The organism is Wenyingzhuangia sp. IMCC45574 (genome assembly GCF_054182685.1).
Genome location: NZ_CM135169.1, coordinates 2,794,792 through 2,820,028 on the forward strand (window position 1 = coordinate 2,794,792; position 25,237 = coordinate 2,820,028).

General features: G+C 32.4%; 23 protein-coding genes. 17 read left to right on the plus strand and 6 right to left on the minus strand.

Going from position 1 to position 25,237, the window contains the following annotated elements:
* Nucleotide 1: 1 nt before the first annotated feature.
* Nucleotides 2-727, minus strand: a complete 726-nt coding sequence (locus tag ACXHHC_RS11910; protein WP_458226601.1) for a pyridoxine 5'-phosphate synthase — start codon at nucleotides 725-727, stop codon at nucleotides 2-4.
* 73 nt (nucleotides 728-800) lie between these two features.
* Here ACXHHC_RS11910 and ACXHHC_RS11915 point away from each other — a divergent pair, with 73 nt between their 5' ends.
* From ACXHHC_RS11915 to ACXHHC_RS11955, 9 genes are all read left to right on the plus strand, one after another.
* Nucleotides 801-1,460, plus strand: coding sequence for a CBS domain-containing protein (locus ACXHHC_RS11915; RefSeq protein ID WP_458226602.1), 660 nt, complete (start codon nucleotides 801-803; stop codon nucleotides 1,458-1,460).
* A gap of 25 nt (nucleotides 1,461-1,485) precedes the next feature.
* On the plus strand, nucleotides 1,486-2,391 hold the full coding sequence (locus tag ACXHHC_RS11920; protein WP_458226603.1) for an NAD kinase: 906 nt from the start codon (nucleotides 1,486-1,488) through the stop codon (nucleotides 2,389-2,391).
* A gap of 68 nt (nucleotides 2,392-2,459) precedes the next feature.
* A complete protein-coding gene (locus tag ACXHHC_RS11925; protein ID WP_458226604.1) occupies nucleotides 2,460-3,065 on the plus strand; it encodes a hypothetical protein in 606 nt (201 codons plus the stop codon).
* A gap of 65 nt (nucleotides 3,066-3,130) precedes the next feature.
* A complete protein-coding gene (locus ACXHHC_RS11930) occupies nucleotides 3,131-3,835 on the plus strand; it encodes an isoprenyl transferase (RefSeq protein WP_458229252.1) in 705 nt (234 codons plus the stop codon).
* On the plus strand, nucleotides 3,819-6,335 hold the full coding sequence (gene bamA, locus ACXHHC_RS11935) for an outer membrane protein assembly factor BamA (RefSeq protein WP_458226605.1): 2,517 nt from the start codon (nucleotides 3,819-3,821) through the stop codon (nucleotides 6,333-6,335). The genes ACXHHC_RS11930 and bamA overlap by 17 nt, the downstream gene beginning before the upstream one ends.
* Before the next feature lie 7 nt (nucleotides 6,336-6,342).
* Complete coding sequence (locus ACXHHC_RS11940; protein WP_458226606.1) at nucleotides 6,343-7,056, plus strand: OmpH family outer membrane protein; 714 nt, start codon at nucleotides 6,343-6,345, stop codon at nucleotides 7,054-7,056.
* A complete protein-coding gene (locus ACXHHC_RS11945) occupies nucleotides 7,043-7,561 on the plus strand; it encodes an OmpH family outer membrane protein (RefSeq protein WP_458226607.1) in 519 nt (172 codons plus the stop codon). Before ACXHHC_RS11940 ends, ACXHHC_RS11945 begins: the two co-directional genes overlap by 14 nt.
* Nucleotides 7,562-7,642: 81 nt before the next feature.
* Nucleotides 7,643-8,437, plus strand: a complete 795-nt coding sequence (gene murI, locus ACXHHC_RS11950) for a glutamate racemase (RefSeq protein WP_458226608.1) — start codon at nucleotides 7,643-7,645, stop codon at nucleotides 8,435-8,437.
* A gap of 83 nt (nucleotides 8,438-8,520) precedes the next feature.
* The gene (locus ACXHHC_RS11955) at nucleotides 8,521-9,873 is read left to right on the plus strand and encodes a hypothetical protein (protein WP_458226609.1); all 1,353 of its coding nucleotides are present in this window, start codon (nucleotides 8,521-8,523) and stop codon (nucleotides 9,871-9,873) included.
* Between the two features lie 39 nt (nucleotides 9,874-9,912).
* Here ACXHHC_RS11955 and ACXHHC_RS11960 read toward each other — a convergent pair whose 3' ends face one another.
* A complete protein-coding gene (locus ACXHHC_RS11960; protein ID WP_458226610.1) occupies nucleotides 9,913-10,422 on the minus strand; it encodes a gamma carbonic anhydrase family protein in 510 nt (169 codons plus the stop codon).
* A 131-nt stretch (nucleotides 10,423-10,553) separates the two neighbouring features.
* Here ACXHHC_RS11960 and map point away from each other — a divergent pair, with 131 nt between their 5' ends.
* From map to ACXHHC_RS11980, 4 genes are all read left to right on the plus strand, one after another.
* Nucleotides 10,554-11,372 (plus strand): type I methionyl aminopeptidase, encoded by an 819-nt coding sequence (gene map / locus ACXHHC_RS11965; protein WP_458226611.1) that lies wholly within the window; start codon nucleotides 10,554-10,556, stop codon nucleotides 11,370-11,372.
* Between the two features lie 2 nt (nucleotides 11,373-11,374).
* Complete coding sequence (locus tag ACXHHC_RS11970) at nucleotides 11,375-12,136, plus strand: class I SAM-dependent methyltransferase (RefSeq protein ID WP_458226612.1); 762 nt, start codon at nucleotides 11,375-11,377, stop codon at nucleotides 12,134-12,136.
* 38 nt (nucleotides 12,137-12,174) lie between these two features.
* Entirely contained in the window at nucleotides 12,175-13,164 is a 990-nt protein-coding gene (locus tag ACXHHC_RS11975; RefSeq protein ID WP_458226613.1) for a Kelch repeat-containing protein, read from the plus strand.
* A 68-nt stretch (nucleotides 13,165-13,232) separates the two neighbouring features.
* Nucleotides 13,233-13,934 carry a penicillin-insensitive murein endopeptidase gene (locus ACXHHC_RS11980; protein WP_458226614.1) on the plus strand — a complete coding sequence of 234 codons (702 nt, stop codon included), beginning with the start codon at nucleotides 13,233-13,235 and terminating at the stop codon, nucleotides 13,932-13,934.
* A gap of 6 nt (nucleotides 13,935-13,940) precedes the next feature.
* Here ACXHHC_RS11980 and ACXHHC_RS11985 read toward each other — a convergent pair whose 3' ends face one another.
* The gene (locus ACXHHC_RS11985) at nucleotides 13,941-14,966 is read right to left on the minus strand and encodes an FAD:protein FMN transferase (protein ID WP_458226615.1); all 1,026 of its coding nucleotides are present in this window, start codon (nucleotides 14,964-14,966) and stop codon (nucleotides 13,941-13,943) included.
* A 63-nt stretch (nucleotides 14,967-15,029) separates the two neighbouring features.
* On the opposite strand from ACXHHC_RS11985, the gene ACXHHC_RS11990 reads away from it, so the two are divergent.
* The 3 genes from ACXHHC_RS11990 to obgE all read left to right on the plus strand — a co-directional run bounded on the left by ACXHHC_RS11990 (nucleotide 15,030) and on the right by obgE (nucleotide 17,729).
* Nucleotides 15,030-15,875 carry an OmpA family protein gene (locus ACXHHC_RS11990; protein ID WP_458226616.1) on the plus strand — a complete coding sequence of 282 codons (846 nt, stop codon included), beginning with the start codon at nucleotides 15,030-15,032 and terminating at the stop codon, nucleotides 15,873-15,875.
* Between the two features lie 159 nt (nucleotides 15,876-16,034).
* Complete coding sequence (locus tag ACXHHC_RS11995) at nucleotides 16,035-16,607, plus strand: adenylate kinase (protein WP_458226617.1); 573 nt, start codon at nucleotides 16,035-16,037, stop codon at nucleotides 16,605-16,607.
* A gap of 123 nt (nucleotides 16,608-16,730) precedes the next feature.
* Nucleotides 16,731-17,729 (plus strand): GTPase ObgE, encoded by a 999-nt coding sequence (gene obgE / locus ACXHHC_RS12000; RefSeq protein ID WP_458226618.1) that lies wholly within the window; start codon nucleotides 16,731-16,733, stop codon nucleotides 17,727-17,729.
* Between the two features lie 535 nt (nucleotides 17,730-18,264).
* Here obgE and ACXHHC_RS12005 read toward each other — a convergent pair.
* The 3 genes from ACXHHC_RS12005 to secDF form a co-directional block, all read right to left on the minus strand.
* Nucleotides 18,265-20,700, minus strand: coding sequence for a hypothetical protein (locus ACXHHC_RS12005; RefSeq protein ID WP_458226619.1), 2,436 nt, complete (start codon nucleotides 20,698-20,700; stop codon nucleotides 18,265-18,267).
* 192 nt (nucleotides 20,701-20,892) lie between these two features.
* Nucleotides 20,893-21,426, minus strand: a complete 534-nt coding sequence (hpt, locus tag ACXHHC_RS12010) for a hypoxanthine phosphoribosyltransferase (protein WP_458226620.1) — start codon at nucleotides 21,424-21,426, stop codon at nucleotides 20,893-20,895.
* A gap of 65 nt (nucleotides 21,427-21,491) precedes the next feature.
* On the minus strand, nucleotides 21,492-24,449 hold the full coding sequence (secDF, locus tag ACXHHC_RS12015; protein ID WP_458226621.1) for a protein translocase subunit SecDF: 2,958 nt from the start codon (nucleotides 24,447-24,449) through the stop codon (nucleotides 21,492-21,494).
* Nucleotides 24,450-24,645: 196 nt separating this feature from the next.
* Here secDF and ACXHHC_RS12020 point away from each other — a divergent pair, with 196 nt between their 5' ends.
* Nucleotides 24,646-25,155 (plus strand): hypothetical protein, encoded by a 510-nt coding sequence (locus ACXHHC_RS12020; protein WP_458226622.1) that lies wholly within the window; start codon nucleotides 24,646-24,648, stop codon nucleotides 25,153-25,155.
* The last annotated feature ends 82 nt before the right edge of the window (nucleotides 25,156-25,237 follow it).

Genomic DNA, 25,237 nt, shown 5'->3' on the forward strand with positions numbered 1-25,237 from the left:
GTTAAAGAACGTCTTGTAGTTTGTATAAGTACATGTTTACTACATTTTGTAAACCGTAGTACAACGCTTCAGAAATTAGAGCATGTCCAATAGAGACCTCGCTTAATTCGGGAATGTTTTTCGCAAAAAAGTTTATGTTTTTTAAGCTTAAATCGTGCCCTGCATTAATATCCATTCCTAACTGCTTGGCTAACTTTGCTGCCTCTGCATATTCGGTAATTATTCCTGTATTTCCTTTTGCATATTCTACTGCAAATTTTTCGGTATAAAGTTCAACTCTATCTGCTCCTGTTGTGGCAGCAGCTGCTATTAAGTCTGGATTTCCAGTATCAATAAAGATAGAAGTTCTAATCCCCGCTTCTTTAAATTCTGCAATTACATCTTTTAAAAAAGATTGATGCGTTATGGTGTCCCAACCAGCATCCGAAGTAATGTTGTCATCACCATCTGGAACCAGTGTTACTTGATGTGGTTTTACATCTAACACTAAATCTTTAAATTTTGGAATAGGGTTTCCTTCTATATTTAGTTCTGTAGTAACAGTTTCTTTTAAATCATATGCGTCTTGATAACGAATATGACGTTCATCGGGTCTTGGGTGGATGGTGATTCCCTGTCCTCCAAATTCTTCTATATCTTTAGCAACTTGTACCAAATTAGGTACATCTCCTCCTCTTGAATTTCTGAGTGTAGCAATTTTGTTAACATTTACACTTAATACGGCCATATTCTTTATTTTTACGAAGGCAAAAATATTTAAAATAGATAGAACTATTTAGAAAATTTAGTATTTTGACTCTATGGAACTTATAGATTACATATCAAAAGATAAAATAGGTGTAAACTCCAACGAAACCGTACAGCATATTATAGCGCTTACGAACAAGACTCCGTATTCGCATGTGCCTGTTGTTAACAATGGTGTTTTGGTTGGAAATGTTGCAAAAGAAGATTTATTATCTGTAGACGATACTTCTCAAAAATTATCGGAGTTAGAATACTTATACGAATTCTTTTTTGCCAAGGAGGACGATATTTTATTAGAAGTTATATCAAATTTTGCATTGAATAACACGAGTGTTTTGCCAATTGTAGATGAAAAAAAGCAATATTTAGGCTATTTAGATTTAAATGATACGTTGGATTGCTTTGCCGATACCACTTTTTTAAGTTCGGAAGGAAGTATTCTTCTTTTGGAAAAGAGTAATAAAGATTACACAATGTCACAAGTTTGCCAAATTGTAGAGTCTAACAATAATGCAGTGTTGGGATGTTTTGTTTACGAAACCAAAGAAGAGACTAGTTTGATAACCTTAAAAGTGAAATCGGTTAATGTAAATGAGTTGATACAGTCTTTTAGAAGGTATGATTATTTAATTTTAAATAATTTAACAGAAGATTCATATTTAGAAGGGCTAAAAAAACGTTCAGAATACTTTATTAAGTATTTAAACATTTAACTTCGCATTTTAAAAGGAAACTACAATGAAAAAAGTAGCTGTTTTTGGACAAGTCTATAAAGAAGAACATAAAAAATATGTTTTTCAGGTGATAGATATTTTAACTAAAGCGAATACTTCTATTTGCGTATTTGATGATTATGCAGATGAAGTTAAGGAGGTTGGTCTTAATTTTTTGGCGGGTATTGATGTATACAATCAAGAAGAAGGATTGGATGAGTCTTTTGATGCATTGATTACTTTAGGAGGAGATGGGACAATTTTACGTGCTTTAGATCAGGTTAAACATCTGAATATCCCTGTTTTAGGGGTTAATTTGGGGCGTTTAGGTTTTTTGGCAACAGTTCAGAAGGAAAATATATCCGAAGCAATGGATGCTTTTTTAAATGATAAGTATGCTGTAGATGAGCGTGTAATGTTACAGGTAAAGAGTAATGAGAAAAGCCAAGCGTTTGAAGATATTGGATTTGCTTTGAATGATTTGACAATTGCTAAGAAAAATACCACATCTATGATTGGGGTAGAGGCCTATTTAAACGATGAGTATTTAACTACTTATTGGGCAGATGGTTTAATTATTTCTACGCCAACAGGTTCTACAGGGTATTCTTTAAGTTGTCAGGGACCGGTAATTATGCCAAATACCAATAATTTTTTAATCACTCCAGTTGCACCTCATAATTTAAATGCAAGACCTATAGTAATTTCAGATACTACAGAAATTAAACTAAAAGTATTACGTAGGGAAGATCAATTTTTAGCATCTTTGGACTCGAGAGTAGTTACAATGGAAGTGGAGACAGAATTGGTGGTTACTAAAGCTCAATACACAGCTAAAATAGTAGTGTTCAAGAATCAGGCGTTTATAAAAACATTACGAGATAAACTACTGTGGGGACAAGATACAAGAAACAAATTTTCTGCAAAATGAAAACTGTGAAATACATGGTTCGAGTTATTTTGCAATTAACTATATTTGACACGTTTAAATACTAGACAATGAAAAAAGTAATCTACATATTAGTGTTCATTTTCTTTCAAAATGGTTTTTCACAAATTTACGAGACAGGTTTAACCTTAAACTTGCCCAATATTTTAAGTGAAAATACGGGGACTTTAGATTTAATAAAACCCTCAATTTCTCCCACAAATGTAGGAGCTATCATTAAAAAGAATGTAAATCCAAGGATTGCATATAGAGCAAGTTTAAATAAATTAACAGACAAAGGGACTACAATTTTAGAGGGAACTTTAGGTGTTGATATTAATTTTAAGAAATACAATTTACTAAGATATCGAAAAGGTGAAAGAGGTACTCCTTATTTTATAATCGAAGCAGCTGCTTTATGGTATAATAATTCGGAAGATAAACTTAGTGGGCCTACAGTTGCTTTACCCGTTGGTATTGGTTATAAAAGAGCTATTAATAGACGATGGATTATTTCTGTTGAAGGAAAAGGTAGAGTTGCCCTAACAGATAGTTTATCTAAAAATAAAATAGGTTCAGAAAATTCAAGTACTTTAGATAGCTATTATTTCTTTAGTGGTTCATTATACTATACTTTTGGGTGGCCTAAACATTACAAGTCTAGAAGTAAATTCTAATTAAAAAGAACAGTTTGTTAAATCAATTAAAAAAGAATAGAGTCCCTAGGCACATTGCTATTATCATGGACGGTAATGGTAGGTGGGCAAAAAAGCAAGGGATGGCTAGGATATTTGGTCATAGGAATGCCCTAACAGCCGTAAGAGAAGCTGTAATAGGTGCTTCGGAATTGGGTAGTGAGGCAATTACTTTGTATGCTTTTTCTACAGAAAATTGGAGCAGACCTAAATTAGAGGTAGATGCTCTAATGACATTACTTACCAAATCTTTAAAGAAAGAGGTGCCTGACTTTATGAAAAATGGAGTAAAGGTAAATGCAATAGGGAGGTTAAGTGATTTGCCTAGAAATGCTCAAGAAACTTTAAAGGAGGTTATAGAAGTAACCAAGGAAAATACTAAAATTGTTCTTACTTTCTCTCTTAGCTATGGTAGTAGAGAAGAAATAACAAGTTGTATTAAAAAAATTGCCGAAAGAGTTAAAAATAATGATTTAAGTATAAATGATATAAACGACGAAGTTGTTCAACAAAATTTGTATACGCATAATTTACCTGATGTAGATTTAATGATTCGTACAAGTGGAGAACAAAGACTTAGCAATTACCTATTATGGCAAATGGCATATGCAGAATTGTATTTTACAGATGTACTTTGGCCTGATTTTAGAAGAGAGGATTTGTACACAGCAGTTGAGACGTATCAAAATAGAGAAAGAAGGTTTGGAAAAACCAGTGAACAATTAGATGGAGAACATGAACAAGTTACTTAAGAACTTTATATACACACTTTTACTTTTAACAGTCAATATTTTATTTTCCCAAGAAAATCCAGATTTTAAAACTTCCAAAAGGTATCTTTTAGGAGGTATTTCTGTTTCTGGAACAAATCAGTTTTCCGAGGCTTCAGTAATTTCTTATTCTGGGCTAAAAACAGGGCAAGAAATTAAAATACCAGGGGACAAGTTAACTAGTGCTATCAAGAAATTACATAAGACAGATAAATTTAGCGATGTAGAGGTGTATGCTACTAAGCTAGAGGGAAATACAATTTATCTAGAAATAGCCGTTAAAGAATTGCCTCAATTAAATAAGGTAACATTTATAGGTGCCAGTAAATCTAAGATTAAAACTTTTAAAGATGATACGGATTTCATAACTGGAAAGATGCTAACGGAGAACTTAGTAAGATCTACCGAGAATTACATTCGTGAGTTTTATGTAGAGAAGGGATATCTAAGTGCAAAGGTTAAGATTACTACCAGAGAGAATGCTAAAAATGCAAACCACAGAGATGCCGTAGTTAGAATTGATAAGGGAAGACTGGTTAAAATTAAGGAAATTAAGATTGCTGGTAACGATCAGTTTAAAGATAAAGATGTAAGAAAGGCATTAAAAGATACCAAACGTAAATTTTGGGGTAGATTTTGGAAAAGATCAAAATATGTAGAAGAGTCTTTTGATGAGGATAAGCAAAAGTTAATAGAAAAGTACAGAAGAAAAGGGTTTAGAGATGCTAGAATTGTTACCGATAGCATTAGCTGGAATAAGGATAATAAATCTATCAACCTACATATAAGTTTAGAAGAAGGGAAAAAATATTTCTACAAGGATATTTTATTCTTAGGAAACAAAACCTATACATCTGAGTTTTTACAAAGATTGCTAAAGATAAAAAAAGGAGATGTTTACGATTCTAAAACATTAGAAGAACGAGTAAAAGGAGATGGTAGCCCTGACTCTGAAGATATTTCTACGTTGTATCAAAACAACGGATATTTATTCTCACAAGTTAATTTAGTAGAGACAAAAGTAGAGAACGATTCTATTACAGTAGAAATAAGAATTCATGAAGACGATCCAGCGACTATTAGTAAAGTAACTGTAGTAGGGAATGACAGAACGAATGACCATGTAATTTTTAGAGAATTAAGAACTAGACCAGGAGATTTATATAGTAAAGACAATATCATTCGTTCTATTCGTGAATTAGGTCAGATGGGGTTCTTTGATGCTGAAAATATTACTCCTGATTTAAAGCCAAATTATGCAGATAAGACAGTAGATGTTGAGTATAGCTTAGAAGAAAAAGGTTCTAGTCAAATAGAATTACAAGGAGGATACGGTGGAGGATCTTTTATTGGAACTTTAGGTTTGTCTTTTAATAACTTTTCTATTAGAAATATTTTAAATAAAAAAGAATACAAACCGTTACCATTAGGAGATGGACAACAATTGTCTTTAAGATTACAAGCGAGTAGGTTTAATAGTTCTAACAGTATTTCTTTTACAGAGCCATGGTTAGGAGGAAAAAAGCCTAGGTCTTTTAGTTTTTCTATTTACAGCCAAAAGCAATATGGTTACAATAGAAATAGTATAGGACAAATAACAAACTTTAACAATGTAGATAAAAGTCAGTTATTAAGGATTTTTGGAGTTTCTATTGGTATTGGAGAGCGTTTAAAGTGGCCAGATGATTATTTCTCTATTAGAAATACGATTAGTTATAGAAGGTACGAAGCGAGAGACTTTAATTTTGGTTCTTTAACTTTTGATAATGGTAAAGGAACTTCTCATAACTTATCTTACGATCTTTTAGTACAGAGAAATTCAGCAGGACCAAGTTTAATATTTCCAAGATATGGTTCTACTTTTAGTTTAGAAGGGAAGTTAACACCACCTTATTCGTTATTTACCGATAAAGAGTTTAACACGAATAATGAAAGATTTAAATTATTAGAATATTATAAAATAAACCTTAAGGCAAAGTGGTATACAGCACTTGTTGATAAGTTTGTTTTGATGACGAATTTACAATTCGGATATTTAGGAAACTATAATGATGAAAAAGGAGAAATTCCTTTTGAACGTTATTTTGTAGGAGGAGATGGATTAAATACCAATAGTTTTGATGGTAGAGAAGTGGTAGGGTTAAGAGGATATGCAAATGGATCTTTGTCTGATGGAGCATCTGGAGAGTTTTTTGGAGCAACAGTATATGACAAGTTTTCTATGGAATTGCGTTATCCAATTACTTTAAAACCTTCGGCATCTATTTATGCTTTAGGATTTGTAGAAGCGGGTAATGCCTATAACGGTTTAGAAAACTTTAATCCTTTTGATGTTAAGAAATCTGCAGGTTTAGGAGTTCGTATATTTATGCCAGCTTTTGGATTACTAGGAATAGATTTCGGACATGGATTTGATAACACACCGGGAGAAGTAGGTAAGTCTGGTTGGCAAACTCATTTCATTATCGGTCAACAATTTTAATAATGGCATGATTATTTCAAAGGATACATACAAAGGGTTTAGATTGGCAATACTAGTTGCTTTTGTTACAGCGTTAAATTTAGCAGCACAACAAAAGCAAGAAATACAAAGAATAGGATTTGTAGACATGGAGTATGTGCTGGAACAAATTCCTTCGTATGCAGCCGCGCAAAGTAAGTTAGATACAGAAACAACATTGTGGAAAAAAAACTTAGATAAAATGTATCTAAAGTTAGAAACCATGAAAAAGGAATTTCTAAACGAAAAGCCTTTATTAACTGAAGATTTAATTACAGAGCGTGAAAATGAAATTGAATTGTATCAAAGAGAAATCTTAAAAACTGAGAATACCTACTTTGGAGTAGACGGTAAATTGTTCGAATTAAGAAAAAAATTAGTTACTCCATATCAAGATTTGGTGTACAATGCGGTTCAGGTTGTAGCTAAAGTTCGTAAATATGATATGGTTTTTGAAAAATCTTCGTCAATAGTTATGTTATATACCAATAACAATTACGATATTAGCGACCTGATTTTAAAATATATTCAAAAATCGGAACAAGAAATTAAAGAAGAAGAAGCTGCTTTAAAAAGAGCAGAAGCAAAAAAAGCTAGAGATAAAAGAATAGAGGAACAAAGAAGAAAACGAGAAGAGATTCTTTTAAAAAGAAAAGAAGAAAGATTAAAACGATTAAACAAGAACAAAAATGAAACAAATTAAGAAGACGTTTTTAATTGCTGTTATTGCATTAGGATTAACACAAGTAGCTCAAGCACAAAAAGTAGCGCACATAGATGTAAAAGCTGTTGTAGAAGACATGCCTGAGACAAAGAAGATGAACGAGGACGTAGCTAAGAAAGCAAAGGCTTACGATACGGAATTGAAGATGAAGAAAAATAATTTAGACGCTAAAATGAAAAAGTTTGGTGCTGAAGCTCCAACATTAACGCCAGAAATTAACAAAAGTAGAGAAGAAGAAGTACAAGCAGATGCTTTAAGGTTACAACAATTCCAGAGAGCTGCTCAACAAGATTTATTAAAATTAGAAAACGAGCACTTAAGACCTATTGAAAAGAAAGTACAAGAAGCTATCAAAGCGTATGCAAAAGCGAATGGTATTCAATATATCTTTGATACTAGAACGTTAATTTATTTTGATGGAGGAGTAGATATTTCTAGTGCTATTAAAGCTAAATTAGGAGTTCCTGCTAAAGCTGCTAAATAAATAAAATTTAAATAGATATAAAAAAGCATTCCAACTACGGAATGCTTTTTTGTATTTTAGTACTTCTGTAGTTTAATTATTATGAATAAGCAGCAACAGCCTATTGGTGTTTTTGATTCTGGTGTGGGGGGAACTTCAATTTGGAAAGAAATAATCCAAAGGTTGCCAAATGAACATACGGTCTATTTAGCAGATAGTATAAATGCACCTTATGGAATAAAAACAAAGGAAGAGATTGTAGAGATTTGTATTCGGAATACGGAATACTTAATACATAAAGGAGCTAAAATTATTGTTGTAGCTTGTAATACGGCTACAACCAATGCCATTTCTATTCTTAGAGAAAAATACGATATTCCTTTTATAGGTATAGAGCCAGCTATAAAGCCTGCTGCACTTGGCTCTAAAACTAAAGCAATCGGGATTTTGGCAACAAAAGGAACATTAAGTAGTTCTTTATTTCACCATACTTCTCAAAAATTTGCGGCGAACATTAAAGTTGTAGAACAAGAAGGTACAGGTTTAGTTCCGTTAATAGAGTCAGACAGAATAGATAGTTTAGAAATGGAGGAGTTACTTCAGAAACTATTAAGACCTATGATGGAAGAAAATATCGATTATTTGGTGCTAGGATGCTCTCATTATCCATACTTAATTCCTAGGATTAAAGAGATTATAGGAAATGAGGTTACCATTATAGATTCTGGTTTTGCAGTTGCCAAGCAAACAGAAAGAATATTAGATGAATTAAATCTTTTAAATACATCTGATAAAGCAGGAGAGCATATTTTAATTAGTAACAAGCATCTTAAAACACTCCAAAACCTTACAAAAGATGTTGTTCTAAATAAAAAAGTAGTCTTTGTAAATAAATAAGCAATAAAGTGTTGTTTTTGGTTTAAAACAAGCTGTTTAAGGCTTGGTACGTGCGTTAATTTTAAATGCCAAAACCAATTAAAATGAAAAAAGCGATATGTTTATTATTTGTTGTACTTACTTTCCTATCCTGTTCTGCTAACACTAACCTTACTGTAGATGAACCAAAAGAGGAGAACAATCCGCCAAAAGAAATAGCAGATATAAATCCAGGAGATGTATCGGATATGAGTTTGTATCCATCAAAACCCTATTTTGAAGAAGGAGCAGGTTATAGGGGAATAGAATTGGAGGGCTTATCTTCTGATAGGATAAAGACTTTTACTGCTGGAGGTAACGATTCTGAAAGGTTAAACAATCTTATTGATGAATTGAATGAAAAAGGAGGAGGAAAGATTTTAATTCAGAAAGGAGACTACTTGTTTAAGGATATTTATTTAAAGTCTAACATACATATTACTATAGAGGCTGGTACAACTATAGCTATGGATCACAATAGATGGTATAAAGGAATTAAAAACTTTTTGTTTAATGTTGGTATGGTAGAGGGAAAACCAGTTGTAGAGAATGCTAGAGTTGTTGGTTTGGGTGATGTACATACAAGACCTAGGATAATTTTAGAAAAACTCCAAGAAAAATCTTACAGAGCTATTGCTATAGGCTATGTTAAAGATGTACTAGTAGAAAACTTTACTGTAGATGATGATTTAACTAAGGGCTCTGCTGTTGCTTTTAACCCCGTTAAAGTAGATGATGATAACGCTCATATAGCCGAAAATGTAACGATTGCAAATATTAGTTTAACTGGAGGTTCTATAGGGTATGGTTTGGCACAAACCAATGTAGGTAAGAATATTTTGTTAAAGAACTTGTCTTCGCAAGGGGGAATGACTTGTAGAATTGAAGCTCATACGGGTAGACAATACGATTTAGGGGTTTCTAATATAGTTATTAAAAACGTTGCAAGTATTAATGGAAAAGCGGCTGTATTATTACAGCCTCACTCAGTTCTTAATGGTCGTGTTTATGTAGATGGAGCAAAATCTGAAGGTAGTGCATGGACTTTGTTTTTAAGAGAAGGCTTTGTGGCTAAAGATTCTAAAAGAAGAGCTAAAGGAAGTTTTTCTCAAGATTCAACTTTTAAAAATATCAGTTTAAAGTCAACAGATAATAACGCAACTTTATCCTATAAAAACTTTAAATACGTTCCTAGTGAGTTACATCATTTTTATAAAACTCCGGAATTTAATCCTGTGCTAAATGATGCGAATTACGCTTTAACCGATTCGGGGGATTTAACTAATGAGAGTGCTATAGTTGGGTCTTCCGTTGCTGTAATATTTACAGATGCTAGTTATCCTATGAGTCTTCCAACCGAAGAAGAAATTGTATTGCTCGGAAAAACAGAGAATAGACCAAAGGTTATAGAGAAATAATTAAAAAGCTCAAACAGTAAAACTGTTTGAGCTTTTTAATTATTTATACCAACTAGCATATTTTAGATAGCTTTCGGCAATTCTTTCTACTTCTCCTTTTAGAAGCTCTTCGCTTAAATCTTTAATTTTTTTTGCGGGTGTTCCAGCATATATACTTCCAGATTCTACTTTAGTTCCTTTGGTAACTACAGCTCCAGCTGCTATAATACAGTTAGACTCTAATATACAGTCGTCCATAACAATGGCCCCCATACCAATTAATACATTGTCATGAATGGTACAGCCATGTACAATGGCATTATGTCCAACAGAAACTGAGTTTCCTATTACGGTTGGGGATTTTTTATAAGTGGCATGTACTACTGCTCCATCTTGTATGTTTACTTTGTTTCCCATTGTAATGCTATGTACATCTCCTCTTATAACAGCATTGTACCAAACACTACAATCATTTCCCATGCTAACTTCTCCTATAATTACACAGTTCTCGGCTAAGAAACAATTGTCACCAAATGCAGGTTTGTTACCGTTTAGTTCTTTTATAATCATGTTATACTTTTTTATAAAAGTAACTCAAAAGACTGAAAAGGAGAAGCCTTAAAGAGTTCAAGTTACTTAAGTTGTCATTTTTCTTTAATCGCTATAAAACCACTATCTTTGCATCTCATAAAAATCGAACCATGATTGTATTAAAAACTTTAGAAGAAATAGAATTAATGCGCGAAAGTGCTTTGATAGTTTCTAAAACTTTAGGGATGTTGGCAAAAGAGGTAAAACCAGGTGTGACTACATTGGAATTAGACGCTATGGCCGAGACATTTATTAGAGATCATGGAGCAGAGCCAGGTTTTTTAGGTTTGTATGATTTTCCAAATACTTTGTGTATGAGTCCTAATGCACAAGTGGTTCATGGAATACCCAATAACGACCCTTTAGAGGAAGGAGATGTTATTTCTATTGATTGTGGTGCGTTAAAAAATGGTTTTTATGGAGATCATGCTTATACTTTTGCTGTTGGTGAAGTTAGTGATGAGATTAAAAAACTACTAGAAGTTACCAAACAAAGTTTGTACGAGGGAATTGCAGAGTTTAAAGCAGGGAATAGAGTAGGGGATGTTGCTTATGCAATTCAGAAATATACAGAAGATCAAGGGTATGGAGTGGTTAGAGAATTGGTTGGTCATGGGTTAGGAAGAGAAATGCACGAAGACCCACAAATGCCAAACTATGGAAAAAGAGGAAGAGGAAAGAAATTTGTAGATGGAATGGTGGTAGCAATAGAACCAATGACAAATATGGGGACAAAGGACATTCTTCAATTAAATGATGGTTGGACGATCTTAACTAAAGATGGAAAGCCATCTGCTCATTTTGAACACGATGTTGCTTTGGTTGATGGTAAACCAGAGATACTTTCTACGTTTAAATATGTAAACGAAGCATTGGGTATTGAAACCAATGTAGAAGATAAATATAGAGCGAAGCCCTACGGAGCCTAAGCATGAGTTTGTTTAAAACCATATTAAATATTGTTCCTAGACCTTTATTAATTAAAGCAAGCTATCTAGCAAAGCCCTTTTTTGATATTTATTACAGAGGTACTACATACCAAGATCCTATCAACGGTAAGTCTTATAGAAAGTTTTTGCCCTATGGCTACGAGAATCAACGTGAAAACGTATTAGCACCTGGAACGTTATCTTTAGAAAGACATCGTTTGTTATGGTTGTATTTAAAAAAGCATTCTAATTTTTTTACCAAACAACAAAAGGTCTTACACGTTGCTCCTGAGCAATGTTTTTACAAAGGTTTTAGAAAACAAGAAAACTTAGAGTATACAACTACAGATTTATTGTCTCCTTTGGCAGATGTAAAAGCAGATATTTGTGCTTTACCTTTTGAGGATAATTCGTATGATGTTATTTTTTGCAATCATGTACTAGAACATATTCCAGATGATGCCAAAGCAATGTCTGAGTTGTATAGAGTATTGAAACCTGGGGGATGGGGAATTTTTCAAGTTCCACAAAATACCAACGAAAAAGATACATACGAAGACTTTAGTATTACTTCTCCAGAAGAACGTCAAAAACACTTTGGGCAATACGACCATGTACGTGTTTATGGTTTGGATTATTTCTCTAGACTAGAAAAAGCAGGTTTTAAAGTACAGCAATTTAAAGTTACAGAGTATTTTTCCAAAGAGGAAATAGAATTGTATGGTTTAATGCAAAGCGAAATTTTACCTATTTGTTTTAAATAGAATATTTTTATTTTTGAAGGAGACTTTAAAAATTGAAAATGAAAAAGATACTACTGTTACTAGTAGCAACAACTGTTATTGCTTGTACTTCTAATAAGTTTGTTGTAAACAACACTTCACAAAAAGAAAATTTTGATTTTAGATTAACTCAAAAGGCAGATATGCCTTTTCCAGCGTATAATTTTGGTGCAGAGTTATACAAAGGCAAAATATATACATTTTTAGAGAATCCTTCTAAAAGTTATAAATCGAAAAAGCAAGAAGGGAGTTATGGAGATGTTTGTGTTTATGATATTAAAGAAAATGCTTGGTCTACAGTAAATACCATTCCTAAGACTATAAAAGGAGCTAGTTCTGCTATTATAGGGCATAGAATATATCTTTTAGGAACCTACAAAGGTAATATAGTACAGGTGTATAATATTAAAACAAATGCTTGGGAGGAAAACATTAAAATGCCATTTCCTTTCCATTTTACAACTGTAGAAACTTATAAAAAGAAACTATACACAATAGGTGGGTATGCTTATGGAAAAGATGTAAGATCTAAAGGTGTAAAGATATTACAAGATGTTTTTATCTATAATACTAAGACCAAAAAGTGGACTAAAGGGTTGCCTTATCCAAGAAAAGCTTCTGGTTTAAGTTCGTTAAAATATAAAAACAAATTTTATGTTTGGAGCAAAAGCGAAGCATATCAATACAATCCCAAGAAGAGTAGTTGGAGTGTTTATGAACCATTAAAAGATAAACTGCTTTATTCTCAACAAGGTGTTGAATTAAAGAAACATTTTTACTTTATAAATGGTTATGCCAGTAATAGTCTTGTAAATCCAGAGTTGTCAAAAAAGATATATTCTTATGATACCCGAAAAGAAGTTTTCCAAGAGTCACTAAGTGAAACTAAAAAAGCAAGGAAATCTGGTAGTAGAGTTTTTACTTACAAAAGCAAAATATACATGCTTGGTGGTAAAAATGGTGTAGATGATAAAGCAATGAATGATGTGGTAGTTCTAGAAATTAAATAAAAATTATTGATGAGTCATCGACAATTTTAAAAAAGGACATTCGTTCTATAGAGGTAAACGCTACTGCTATGAAAAAGATATTATATTTTATTCTAATCATTTTACTCTCTTGTTCAACTTGTCCAAAAGGGAGCGGTGTTAGTAAATCGGTAGGTGCTGTTAATAAAGGGAAGCTAATAAACGGGAGAAGGTTTCCTAAAAAAGGAAAGAATTTTGAATATTTTTCTATGCTTACCTATATCTTTTCTAACAGAGCATGGGTACATTCCAAAGTATATGATATCACAACCAGTGCATATAATCAGCTTTACAAGTTAGATAAAGAAAAAAGATTTTTGTTAATGGAGTGTTCTAGAGAGAGTGGAGGTAGAATGTGGCCGCATAGAACGCATCAGAATGGAACATCTATAGACTTTGGTGTGCCATTAATAGATAATGAGGGGAAGGAAAGATACTTGCATCACTATTATGGTGTTTTTCACTATTTAATGAAATTCGATAGCAAAGGAAGGTGTACTTGGAATAAAAATATCAAAATAGATTTCGAAACCATGGCTCAGCATATTCTTTTGCTGGATAAAGAAGCTAGAAAGCAAGGTATGTATGTGAAAAAAGTGATTTTAAAGATTAATTTAAAAGACGATTTCTATAAAACCAAGTCAGGAAAAAAAGTAAAAGCGAAAGGTATTTACCTTGCTAGGTATTTAACTAAAACCATAGACAATTTACACGACGATCATTATCATGTGGACTTTGGATTCTTAAAGTAGGCTTAATTATTTTACAAATTCTAGTCCTTCGCTAGCATACGTTTTCATTTCATCGTTTTCTAGGTAGATAAAAAAGACTTTTAATTCTGGGTGTTGTGCAGCAATAGTTTTTGCCTGTTTATAACCCATAGACATAAAACCTGTAGCATAGGCATCCATTTCTCCACAATAGGCATTTCCAATTACAGAAACACTTAATAAATCTGTTTCAGAAGGGGAGCCGGTTTTTGGATTTAAGGTATGTGCTATCTTTTTACCAGTTTTAGGGTCTATTCTAAATTTACGGTAGTTTCCAGAAGTAGCCATAGATTCGTCTTGTAAACGAGTCACTTTCATTAAGCTGCGAGTGCCATCAAAATTAGGTTCTTCTATCCCAACAGACCAAAATTTTCCTTTCCCATTTTTACCTCTAGACCTTACTTCACCACCAATTTCTACCATATAATTTTTAATTCCTTTACTCTCCAAAAGGATTCCAGCAGCATCTACACCGTAACCCTTAGCAATGGCATTAAAGTTTAAATAAATCTCAGGGTCTTTCTTAATCAAAAGATCTCCATCAACGCTTACTTTGGTAAAATTTACATATTGCAACAAACTATCTATTTCTTGTTGACTAGGATCTTTACGAATTTTAGAAGCTCCAAAACCCCAAACATTTGCTGTTTTCCCAATGGTCGGGTCAAAATATCCATTTGTGGTAGTGTATACTTTTTTAGAAATCTCCATTACTTTCATAAAGTGTTTGTCAATTTCAACCTGCAAAAGTTTCTCGTTGTTTAAAACACTAATGGTAGAGTTTTTTTGATACGTAGAAAGAGAACTGTTTATTTCTTTAAAAAGTTGGGCAATATCTGCTTCTAAATTACGTTCAATACTATCAGAATATATAATGTGAAAAGTAGTCCCAAATACATTTCCTTGCAGTTTTTTGTATTCTAAGACTTTTGAATTACAATTAATTAAGAGTAAAAAAAGAGAAATACTCAACGAAAATGATTTAATTGTGTTAAAATGTTTAGAACTGCTCATAATCATTAGGAATTATTGGGAAAGTTTATATATTTGTTCGGACAAAATTACAATTTATAGACCATGAAAAAAGTATTATTAGCAATCGTTTCTATTTCTTTAGTTGCCACATCTTGTGTATCTAAGAAAAAGTATACTGACTTGCAATCTGAGCAAGCTGCAGCTCAAAACAAATTAGCATCTTCTCAGAGAGATTTATCAGCTTCTAAAGTTGATTTAGGAAAAGCAGAAAATGAAATTGATGCATTAAAAAGCAAAATTGAATTCTTAGAAAGAGGTAATGCTAAGCAATTAGAAAATGTAGATAATTTAATTGCAATGTCTAAGTCTGCAACAGACAATATGAGACAAACTTTATCTCAGTTACAACAAAAAGACGAATATATTAAATACATTAGAGAAGCTAATTCTAAGAAAGATTCTATCAACTTAGCTGTTGCTTTCAACTTAAAGAAAATCTTACCTAATGGGTTAAACGACGATGATATTTCTGTGAATATTGAAGGAACAAAAGTATTCATCTCTATTGCTGATAAATTATTATTCAATTCAGGGTCTTACAGAATATCTAAAAGAGCTGCTGCTATCTTAAAGAAAGTTGGTACTGTAGTAAACGAATATCCTAACATGGATGTTATGGTAGAAGGACACACAGATGATAAAACTGTAAAACAAGGTGCTGCAGTTAAAGATAACTGGGATTTATCTGTACAACGTGCTGCTTCTGTAGTTCGTGAGTTACAGACTAAATACGATGTGTTACCATCTAGATTAATTGCTGCTGGTAGATCTCAATACGCTCCAATTGTAGAGAATAGTACTGCTGCTAACAGATCTAAGAACAGAAGAACAAAAATCATCATAATGCCTAAGTTAGATGAGTTCTTTGAATTGTTAGAAACAAAATAAGAATAGACCTTAAGGTTTATAAAGGAGGCAGTAACGATAGTTACTGCCTTTTTTAGTTTTACTCATCTGTATATTTTAACAATTCATAATAGATACTTACATTTGCATTCTGTTAATTAATTATGATTTCCTGATGTACAGGAATTTAAATCCATACAAATGAAGAACATTGTTTTATTTGGACCTCCAGGTGCTGGTAAAGGTACACAAGCCGAAGTTTTAAAAGATAAGTACAGTTTAGTACACATTTCTACAGGTGATGTATTTAGATACAACATGAAGAATGACACTGAATTAGGATTGTTAGCTAAGTCGTATATAGATAACGGAAACTTGGTGCCAGATGAGGTAACAATTAACATGTTAGAGGCTGAGGTTGAAAAGAATCCACAAGCTAAAGGGTTTATTTTTGATGGGTTTCCTAGAACAGAATCTCAAGCAGAAGCATTAGATGCTTTCTTATCTAAAAAAGATGCTGGAATTAATGCAATGATTGCATTAGAAGTTGAAGAAGATGTTTTAGTTACTCGTTTATTAGAAAGAGGTAAAGTTTCTGGAAGAGCAGACGATCAAGACGAATCTAAAATTAGAAACCGTTTCAACGAATACAATACTAAAACAGCTATTGTAAAAGATTATTACGATAAACAAAACAAATACTACGGAATTAACGGAGTAGGTTCTATAGAATCTATTACAGGTTTAATTTCTGAAGTGGTTGATAAATTATAAGGCATTACGCCTTAAGCCATAGGCTATAAGCTATTAGTAATTCAAAGATTTACTAATAGCTTTTTTTATTTTTGCAATTCAATAGCTTAAAGCATAGTGCTTAAAGCCTAAAGCTTTCAAAAAATGACTGACGGGAATTTTATAGATTATATTAAAATATATGCTTCTTCTGGTAAAGGAGGAAGTGGTTCTACACATTTACATAGGGAAAAATACATAGAAAAAGGTGGACCCGATGGAGGTGATGGTGGTCGTGGAGGACATGTAATTCTTAGAGGTGATAAAGGAATGTGGACACTACATCACCTGCGTTTTCTAAAGCATACAAGAGCAGAGCATGGTGGAAATGGTAGTTCTGCAAGAAGTACAGGAGCCGATGGTGCTGATAAGTATGTAGAAGTTCCTTTGGGTACTATTGTAAGAAATGCAGATACCCAAGAGGTGTTGTTTGAGATTACAGAGCATGGAGAAGAAGTAATTTTGTGCGAAGGAGGAAAAGGAGGGCTAGGAAACTGGCATTTTAAATCTTCTACCAATCAGACACCACGTTATGCACAACCTGGTATGCCAGCTGTAGAAGGATGGTTTCAGATTGAGTTAAAGATTTTAGCGGATGTTGGTTTGGTTGGTTTTCCTAATGCTGGTAAATCAACGTTGTTGTCTGTTGTAACAGCTGCAAAACCTAAAATTGCAGATTATGCTTTTACCACTGTTAAACCAAATATTGGAATTGTAGATTACAGAAATCACCAAAGTTTTGTAATGGCAGATATTCCTGGAATTATAGAAGGAGCAAACGAAGGAAAGGGGCTAGGACATTATTTTTTACGTCACATAGAGCGTAACTCTACTTTGTTGTTTATGATTCCTGCAGATTCCGATGATATTAAAGAAGATTATAAAATATTGTTAAACGAGTTGGAGTTGCACAATCCTGAATTGATGCATAAAGACCGTTTGTTGGCTATAACGAAGTCTGATATGTTAGATGATGAATTAAGAGCTGAAATGGAACAGGAGTTGCCAGAAGATATAAAAACACTGTTTATTTCCTCTGTTGCTCATCAAGGTTTGATGGAGCTTAAAGATGAATTGTGGAGCATGTTGAATAAGGAGGTGTAAGTATTATTAAAATATATTAAAAATGCCTGTTTACATTAAAATGTAGACAGGCATTATTTGTTTTTTAAATGAATCTTAATTCTTTTAAGAAACTACTCTTCCTAGGGCATCTACCCAAATTTCTTCCCCACTTGTGTCTGTTTGACCAGTATAATAAATAATAGTCCCATAAGAGCTTCCATCAATTTGTCTATCTGTACAGAAGTATTCAAAACCTTTAGTTATTAGATTATTTGATAAAGTTGGTTTGAGATATAAGGATTGTATTACTTGTTACAGTTGTCGAATTTTTAAATAGGTGCATTCAATGTTTAAAAATCTAATATTTACTCATAGTGAGATTAAGAGCTGAAGTGTACAAGAAAATAAGGATAGGCTATCTAATAAAAACTTATTAGATAGCCTATGATTCAGTTTAAATATATAATTTTCAGTTGTTTAAATAAAATTATTACTTAAGAAATCATTATTTTTGATACTTTGTGACAAAGTACAGAATTATCTCAAAATACTAATACGTGTTTGAATAGTAGAATTAGGAATTTAATTCATCATAAATATTTGTAAAGTCTGACCACCAATCTTTAGAGTCCTCTTTCCAGTAAGAAAAAATATAACCTCCATTTATATTTTTAACATCGTTTCTTACCTTAATGGTTCTCTCGATCTCATTTATTTCAATGATATCAGTATAAGTTAAATTATTAAGTTCTATAGAATCATTAACTCTCAAGTTTAAGTATAAGCCAGTTTGTAAAATTGAATTCCATTCAATTAGTTTGATTGTCGTATTACTACCGTCATTATTATACTGTTCTACTTTTAACGGTTTATTAAACCATCTAGTAGATTTATGGTGTATATCATAATTGCCTTCATTTATATCATTTATGAGTACATATTCTCCAGTATCAAGTTTTCTGATACCACCAACGACAAACAAGATAGCTTCATTTGTGGTGTAATTAACATTTTTTACTATACCGATAATATTTTTTCCAAATTTATCACCAACCACATCACCTACATTTATAGTTCGAACACTACCCTTTGTAATGTCAGTAAAAGTGAATGTTAGTAACCTTGTAGTGGAATTAAATGATCTGTTTGTTGTTTGCAAGTTTAGGTCTGAACTAACATTCATTTTTTTTATTACTCCACTCTCTAATTCCTTGGAAATTAATTTATCTCCATCTAAATTTTCATTAGTTGTTAGGGAAAATCTAGAATGGTCTACATAGTTGTAAAAAGTGTTAATTGCGTGAACATTTTTAATAGGTGTTTTGTCATCATTATTTGTAAGGAATTTAGAATCATCTATTTTTAAATACCTAGTCGAAAATGTAAATGGTAAGCCTTCACTATTTCTAAAGATAGAATCTTTTATAATCAAGGTATTTCCATCGAAAACTGTGGTTGGTATTCCAAAAGGATTATTTATACTGTATAAAAATCTAAAAGTACAATTTTTTAAAATTAGTGGTTGATCTTGCTGAGATATAACAGGAGAACTCCAAACTCCGAGTCTGTATGAGTTTTCACAATAACAATTATCGAATGTGAAAATTGATAGACCTTTTTTGATATTAATTAGCTCATAACAGCCATCAAAACTTGAGTTTTGAATTTTAAAATAATATGAAGTTCCTGTGCTAGTTGGAGTACCCCCAATTCTATCTGTTATAGCAATACCACATCTATGTATATTTGAACTATTCATGGAAGTTGTTCTCGACTGATTGGAGCCATTTGAAATAGCATATACACAAGCATCTATGTTTATATTATTCATTCTGTAAAATTCAGCATTATCAGACCAATTTCCAGAACAAATACCGTAACCTACACTAAAACCTGATATATGGACGTTCAGTAATTCAACCTTAGTAGAGTTTTTAGCTTGATTGAATGTTATACCTGCAGGAGGGATTGGTAAGTCTCTCTTTCTATAGTTATTACCATGATCTAAGTTGTCTTGATCAATTTCATGATGTCCAATAAATGCATCTGTACTTATTCCTATATACGCATCATATTTTCCTAATCCAAAGTCCATAGTGCTTAATTCATTAAATACGTAAGGAGAGTTCCATCCTTCAATTTTATCAGTGTAGAAGTTCTTTGCTACACTAGTGTCGTTAGCTATTACTTCATTTTGAGACATTACACTCATTCTAAATGTAGTCATAGAGTTTAGTCCGTAGAAGCCGATATTAGCTAATCTACTTCCTATACCTCCATTAATATTAATTCCGTAATTAGTATTGTCAACAAGTATCGCAGAAGAGTTTGCATTATAGGTCTGAAAAGAGATGTCTCCAATCTTTTTGTGAGAACTTCCTTCTAGGATCATGGTGTTATATCCATTGCTATCCCATCCCATGTTTAAGCCTTTAGATATTCTATAAAAACCGGAAGGTACATAGACTTTTACGATGTTAGTGAAAAAGCATGTGTCTAAGGCTTTTTGAATTGAGTCAAAATTATCAGTACCATAAAATTTCACATCATATCCAGGATTTTTCCCTTCGGTAAAAATTGTAAAATCATCATTCCAATCACCTCTTCTTGCATAACCATCGGGTTTTGCACCAAACCAAATGACATTCCATTTTTCATGGAGCCATGTACCATCTATTTTTTGTGTTTCTCTATCGTAGTGTAAAACGTGATAATTACCTGTTACTTCAATACTTGTGTTTTGACCAATAAGTTGATTGAAGTTTCTTAAACTACCCCCTTCAAACTTCAAAGTACAATCCTTTGGAATAGTAATAGTCTGATTATTTAAATCAAAATCATGATGAATTACATATATGGTATCTTCTTTATTGAATGTTGATTGTCCTACATAATTACCATCGGCAAGGTGAACAATTTTGTCTGATCGTAAATCGTCTGATAGATCGAGTAATTTTATGCTATCCCAACAACCATTGGTAGCATTTGCTTTGAGTTTGATGTGTGTCATCTTTTTCTTTTTTAAATTAAATAATAGCAACTTTAAACATCTGTAGTAGAGTGTTTGTTATGAAGCAAATTTGGTGTAAAAAAAGAAAGGATGAAAAAGTTAAATCAATGCTTGTGTTGTAGTAATACAAGCATTGTATAATTACCAGCAATAGTTGGAAAAAGGTTTTCAAAGTATATTTTTAACGCTTTTCTATTCTTTCAACACATATACCTCCTCTAAATTTCTACCTAAGCCATCGTAGTCTAATCCATAGCCTACGATAAAGCGGTTTTCTATTTCTATTCCCACATAATCTAATGGAATGGGTTTGTTATATACTGTTGGTTTTAAAAATAAAGAAGCAATTTTTAATTCTTTAAGATTCTCTTTTTTTAGAAGTGATACTAATTTTTCTAATGTAGCTCCTGTATCCACTATATCCTCTAAAATAATAACGGTTCTATTGGTTAAATCTTCATTCAGGCCTATCAATTCGGATACATTTCCTGTTGAGTTTGTTTTTTGGTAGGAAGCAAGCTTTACAAAGCTTATTTCGCAAGCGTTTGGGTATGCTTTTAGTAAATCGGCACAAAAGATAAAAGAACCGTTTAAAACGCCTAAAAAGAGGGGTGTTTCGTTTGTGTAATCTTTCGCTATTTCTGTAGCAAGATGTTTTACAGCTTTGGCAATTTTTTCTTTAGAAATAAAAGGAACAAAATGTTTGTCGTGTAGTTGAATCTCCATAGGGTAAAAATAAAAAACTCCGATAGTTAAACTATCGGAGTTTTAATTTATAAGAATAAAGCTATTTACGACTTAGCGTCTTTTTTAGCTTTAATATCGTGCATAATTGGTGATGCAATGAATAATGAAGAGTAAGTACCTACAACAACTCCAACAATCAATGCAAACATAAATCCTTTGATACTATCTCCACCAAAAATAAAGATGGCTAATAATACTACTAAAGTTGTAAAAGAAGTGTTAATAGTACGTCCTAAAGTTGAACTTAATCCTTTGTTTACAATATCAACTAAAGGCCAGTTTTTGTGTTCACTTCCATACTCACGAATTCTATCAAAGATTACCACGGTATCGTTTAATGAATATCCAACTACTGTTAAGATAGCAGCAATAAACGATTGACCAATTTCCATATCAAATGGCATAATCTTATAAGTAATAGAGAATACAGCTAATACTACCAATACATCGTGGAAAACTGCGGCAACAGCTCCTAATGAGAATTCCCATTCTTTAAATCTAAATTTAATGTATAATAATACTACTAATAAAGATCCTAAGATAGCCCATGCTGCAGATTGTTTAATATCATCAGCAATAGTTGGTTCTACTTTAGCGTAAGAGAAAATTCCAATTTTCTGTCCTTCAAATCCTCCTGTAAATTCTTTCATTGTAGTAGAAGCAGGTAAGAATTGTTTCAATCCATCAAACAAAGCTATTTGTACCTTAGTATCTACATCTGCTCCTTCTTGATCTATTAAGTACTTAGTGGTAACTTTTAACTGATTCGAGTTTCCATATGTTTTTACTTCGGGTGCAGAACCAAATACTTCTTTTAAAGAAGCAGCAGCATCTCCAGGGTTAACAGTTTTGTCAAAACGAACCGTGTAAGTTCTACCTCCTACAAAATCTACTCCGTAGTTTAATTTGTTCGTAAATAAAGAAACTAAACCAACAATTATAATAATTCCAGAAATAGTGTAAGCTAACTTGCTTTTCTTTAAGAAATCTACATTAATGTTAGAGAACTTATCTTTAAAGAAAGAAGTTGTGAATGCTAATGTTTTGTTTTTTCCTGTTGCACCATCTAATAAAATTCTAGTGATGAAAATTGCAGTAAATAATGATGTTAAAATACCTACGATTAATGTAAAGGCGAATCCTTGAATAGGTCCTGTTCCGAATACATATAAAATTCCACCAGTTAATAAAGTAGTAACGTTGGCATCAATAATAGCAGATAAAGCTCCTTTAATACTAAATCCGTTGTTAATAGCAAGTTTAATACCTTGTCCTGCTTTAAGGTTCTCTTTAATTCTTTCGAAGATAATAACGTTCGCATCTACAGACATACCTATAGTTAAGATAATACCTGCAATACCAGGTAACGTTAATACAGCATAGAAAGAAGTTAAGACTCCAAAGATAAATAAGATGTTAACCAATAAGGCAACATTTGCGTACCATCCTGCTCTTCCGTAGAAGAAAATCATCCAAGCTAATACTAATAAGATAGCAATAACAAAAGAGATTAAAGAAGCATTAATTGCTTCTTGACCTAAAGAAGGTCCAACAACTTCTGATTGAATGATATGTGCAGCAGCAGGTAATTTACCAGCTTTTAAAACATTTGCTAAATCCGTAGCTTCTTCTACTGTAAAGTTTCCAGAAATAGAAGTTCTACCACCTGTAATAGCATCGTTTACTCTAGGAGCAGTATATACATAATCGTCTAAGACAACAGCAACAAATTTTCCTTTGTTTTGAGTGGTCATTTTTGCCCACTTCTTAGTACCATAACTATTCATAGTCATGCTAACTTCTGGATTGGCTCCTAATTGGTCAAATTGTTGACTTGCGTCTGCAATTACATCTCCTTCTATAGGTGCTTCTCCTTTTCTGTTAGACTTAATAGCATATAAAGGTAAAATATCACTTGCCGATTTAGCATCCCATAAGAATTTAGTGTATTTAAAGTCTCCAGTTAATAAAGCTTTTACTTTAGGGTTGTTTAAATAAGCATTTACCTTAGCAGTATCTTTTACTGCTGCGTAACCAATAACAGACGAAGGTTGTCCTGTTGGCTGTAAAAAGCTAAATAAGCTAACTCTTCTTGTGTTTGGTTTACTAATAGAATCTTTTTTAGCAGCATCTCCTAATAAGTCCTCAACTTCTTTGTCTTCGTCTTTACTTTCTTCTGTTTTAGGAGTTTCTAATTCAATAGTCTCTGCTACTTGTTGATCAGCAGCTACTAAGAATTGTACTAATTCTTGTCCTGTATAAACTTCCCAGAATTGTAATTCAGCTGTAGATTGTAATAATTTTTTTACACGCTCTACATCTTTAGCTCCTGGTAATTCAATTAAGATTCTTCCTGAAGTTCCAATTCTTTGAATGTTAGGTTGCGTAACACCAAACTTATCTATACGAGAACGTAATACTTGGAAAGCAGTAGAAATAGAAGCATCTATTTCACCTACTAAAACCTCTTTAACAACGCTGTTTGCAGCATCAGAAGCAAATTTATCACGTAAGCTCTTAGTTCCAAAAATAGAAGGATCACTTAATTTTGTGTCTTCAGCAATTTTCTCAAACTCATTGTAAAATAAATCTACGTAATCTTTTCCAGAGTTTTTTTGTGCTTCAGAAGCAGCTTGTAAAGCCTGTGTAAAAATTGGATTTTTAGAGTCGTTAGATAAACCAACTAAGATGTCTTTAACAGAAACCTGTAAGGTCGCGTTAATACCACCTTTTAAGTCTAAACCTAAATTGATCTCTTTGTCTTTAATGTCGTTGTAAGTATAGTCTCCAAATCCTAATACTCCTGGTACGTTGGCAACTGAATCTAAATAAGCTTTCTCTAGTCTAGCAATCTCTCTACCATTGTTTTCTTCTGCGTTTGCTTTAGCATAAGTATGTGCATCTTTCTCTACTTTTCCTGCGAAAAATGTAAAAGACAAAGAGTACAAACTTACAACTCCAAAAAGGATAGCAAATAATCTGATAAGTCCCTTGTTTTGCATTTTTTTATATGTGTTTTCTCTACTTTATTTTATGTAAGTCCGCAAATATAATATTTCGACTGAATAAAGGCTAATTTAAGTTGCTAAATGTTTGGTTTTTCATAAACTTAACGTTTTATTACGATTTCGTAAATGCTGATGAATATCATGGTATAGAAGAGATTTGGTGAATAATTTTGAACTAAAATTAGGAGATATGAAGTTCAGATTATTGTTTGTTTTAGGGCTTTTATTTTTAAGTCAAAAAAGTTTTTCCCAACACCATGAAGAAGCAAAACACAGAGTGGCATTTGTATTGGGGCATTCCTATATTTCGTTAGATAACAATGAAATTTTGTCTATACCAACTTTTGGATTAGACTATGAATATTGGTTTAACAATCACTGGGGTATTGGGGTGTTTAGCGATGTAGAGTTAATAACAAAAAAGATAAGTCCAACCGTGCACGGAGAAAGTTTAGAAAGAGAATACCCTGTAGTATTTACTTTTGATGCTTTATGGAACCCTTGTCCGCATTGGGAATATGTAATTGGACCCGGTTTTGTTGTGGAGAAAGGAGAAATAGAATCGATTGTAAGATTTGGTGTAGAATACGATCTAAATTTAGGGCATCATTGGGATGTAGCTCCCAATTTATTTTACGATCAAAAAATTGGAGGAGGTTATGCTATATCCATAGGAATTGGTATAGGGAAGAGTTTTTAAAATTATAAAGAAGTATTTATAAAGGGGGGCATCTAATATATAGATGGCTCCTTTTTTTTGTTTTAAAATTATTAGCTTTCAG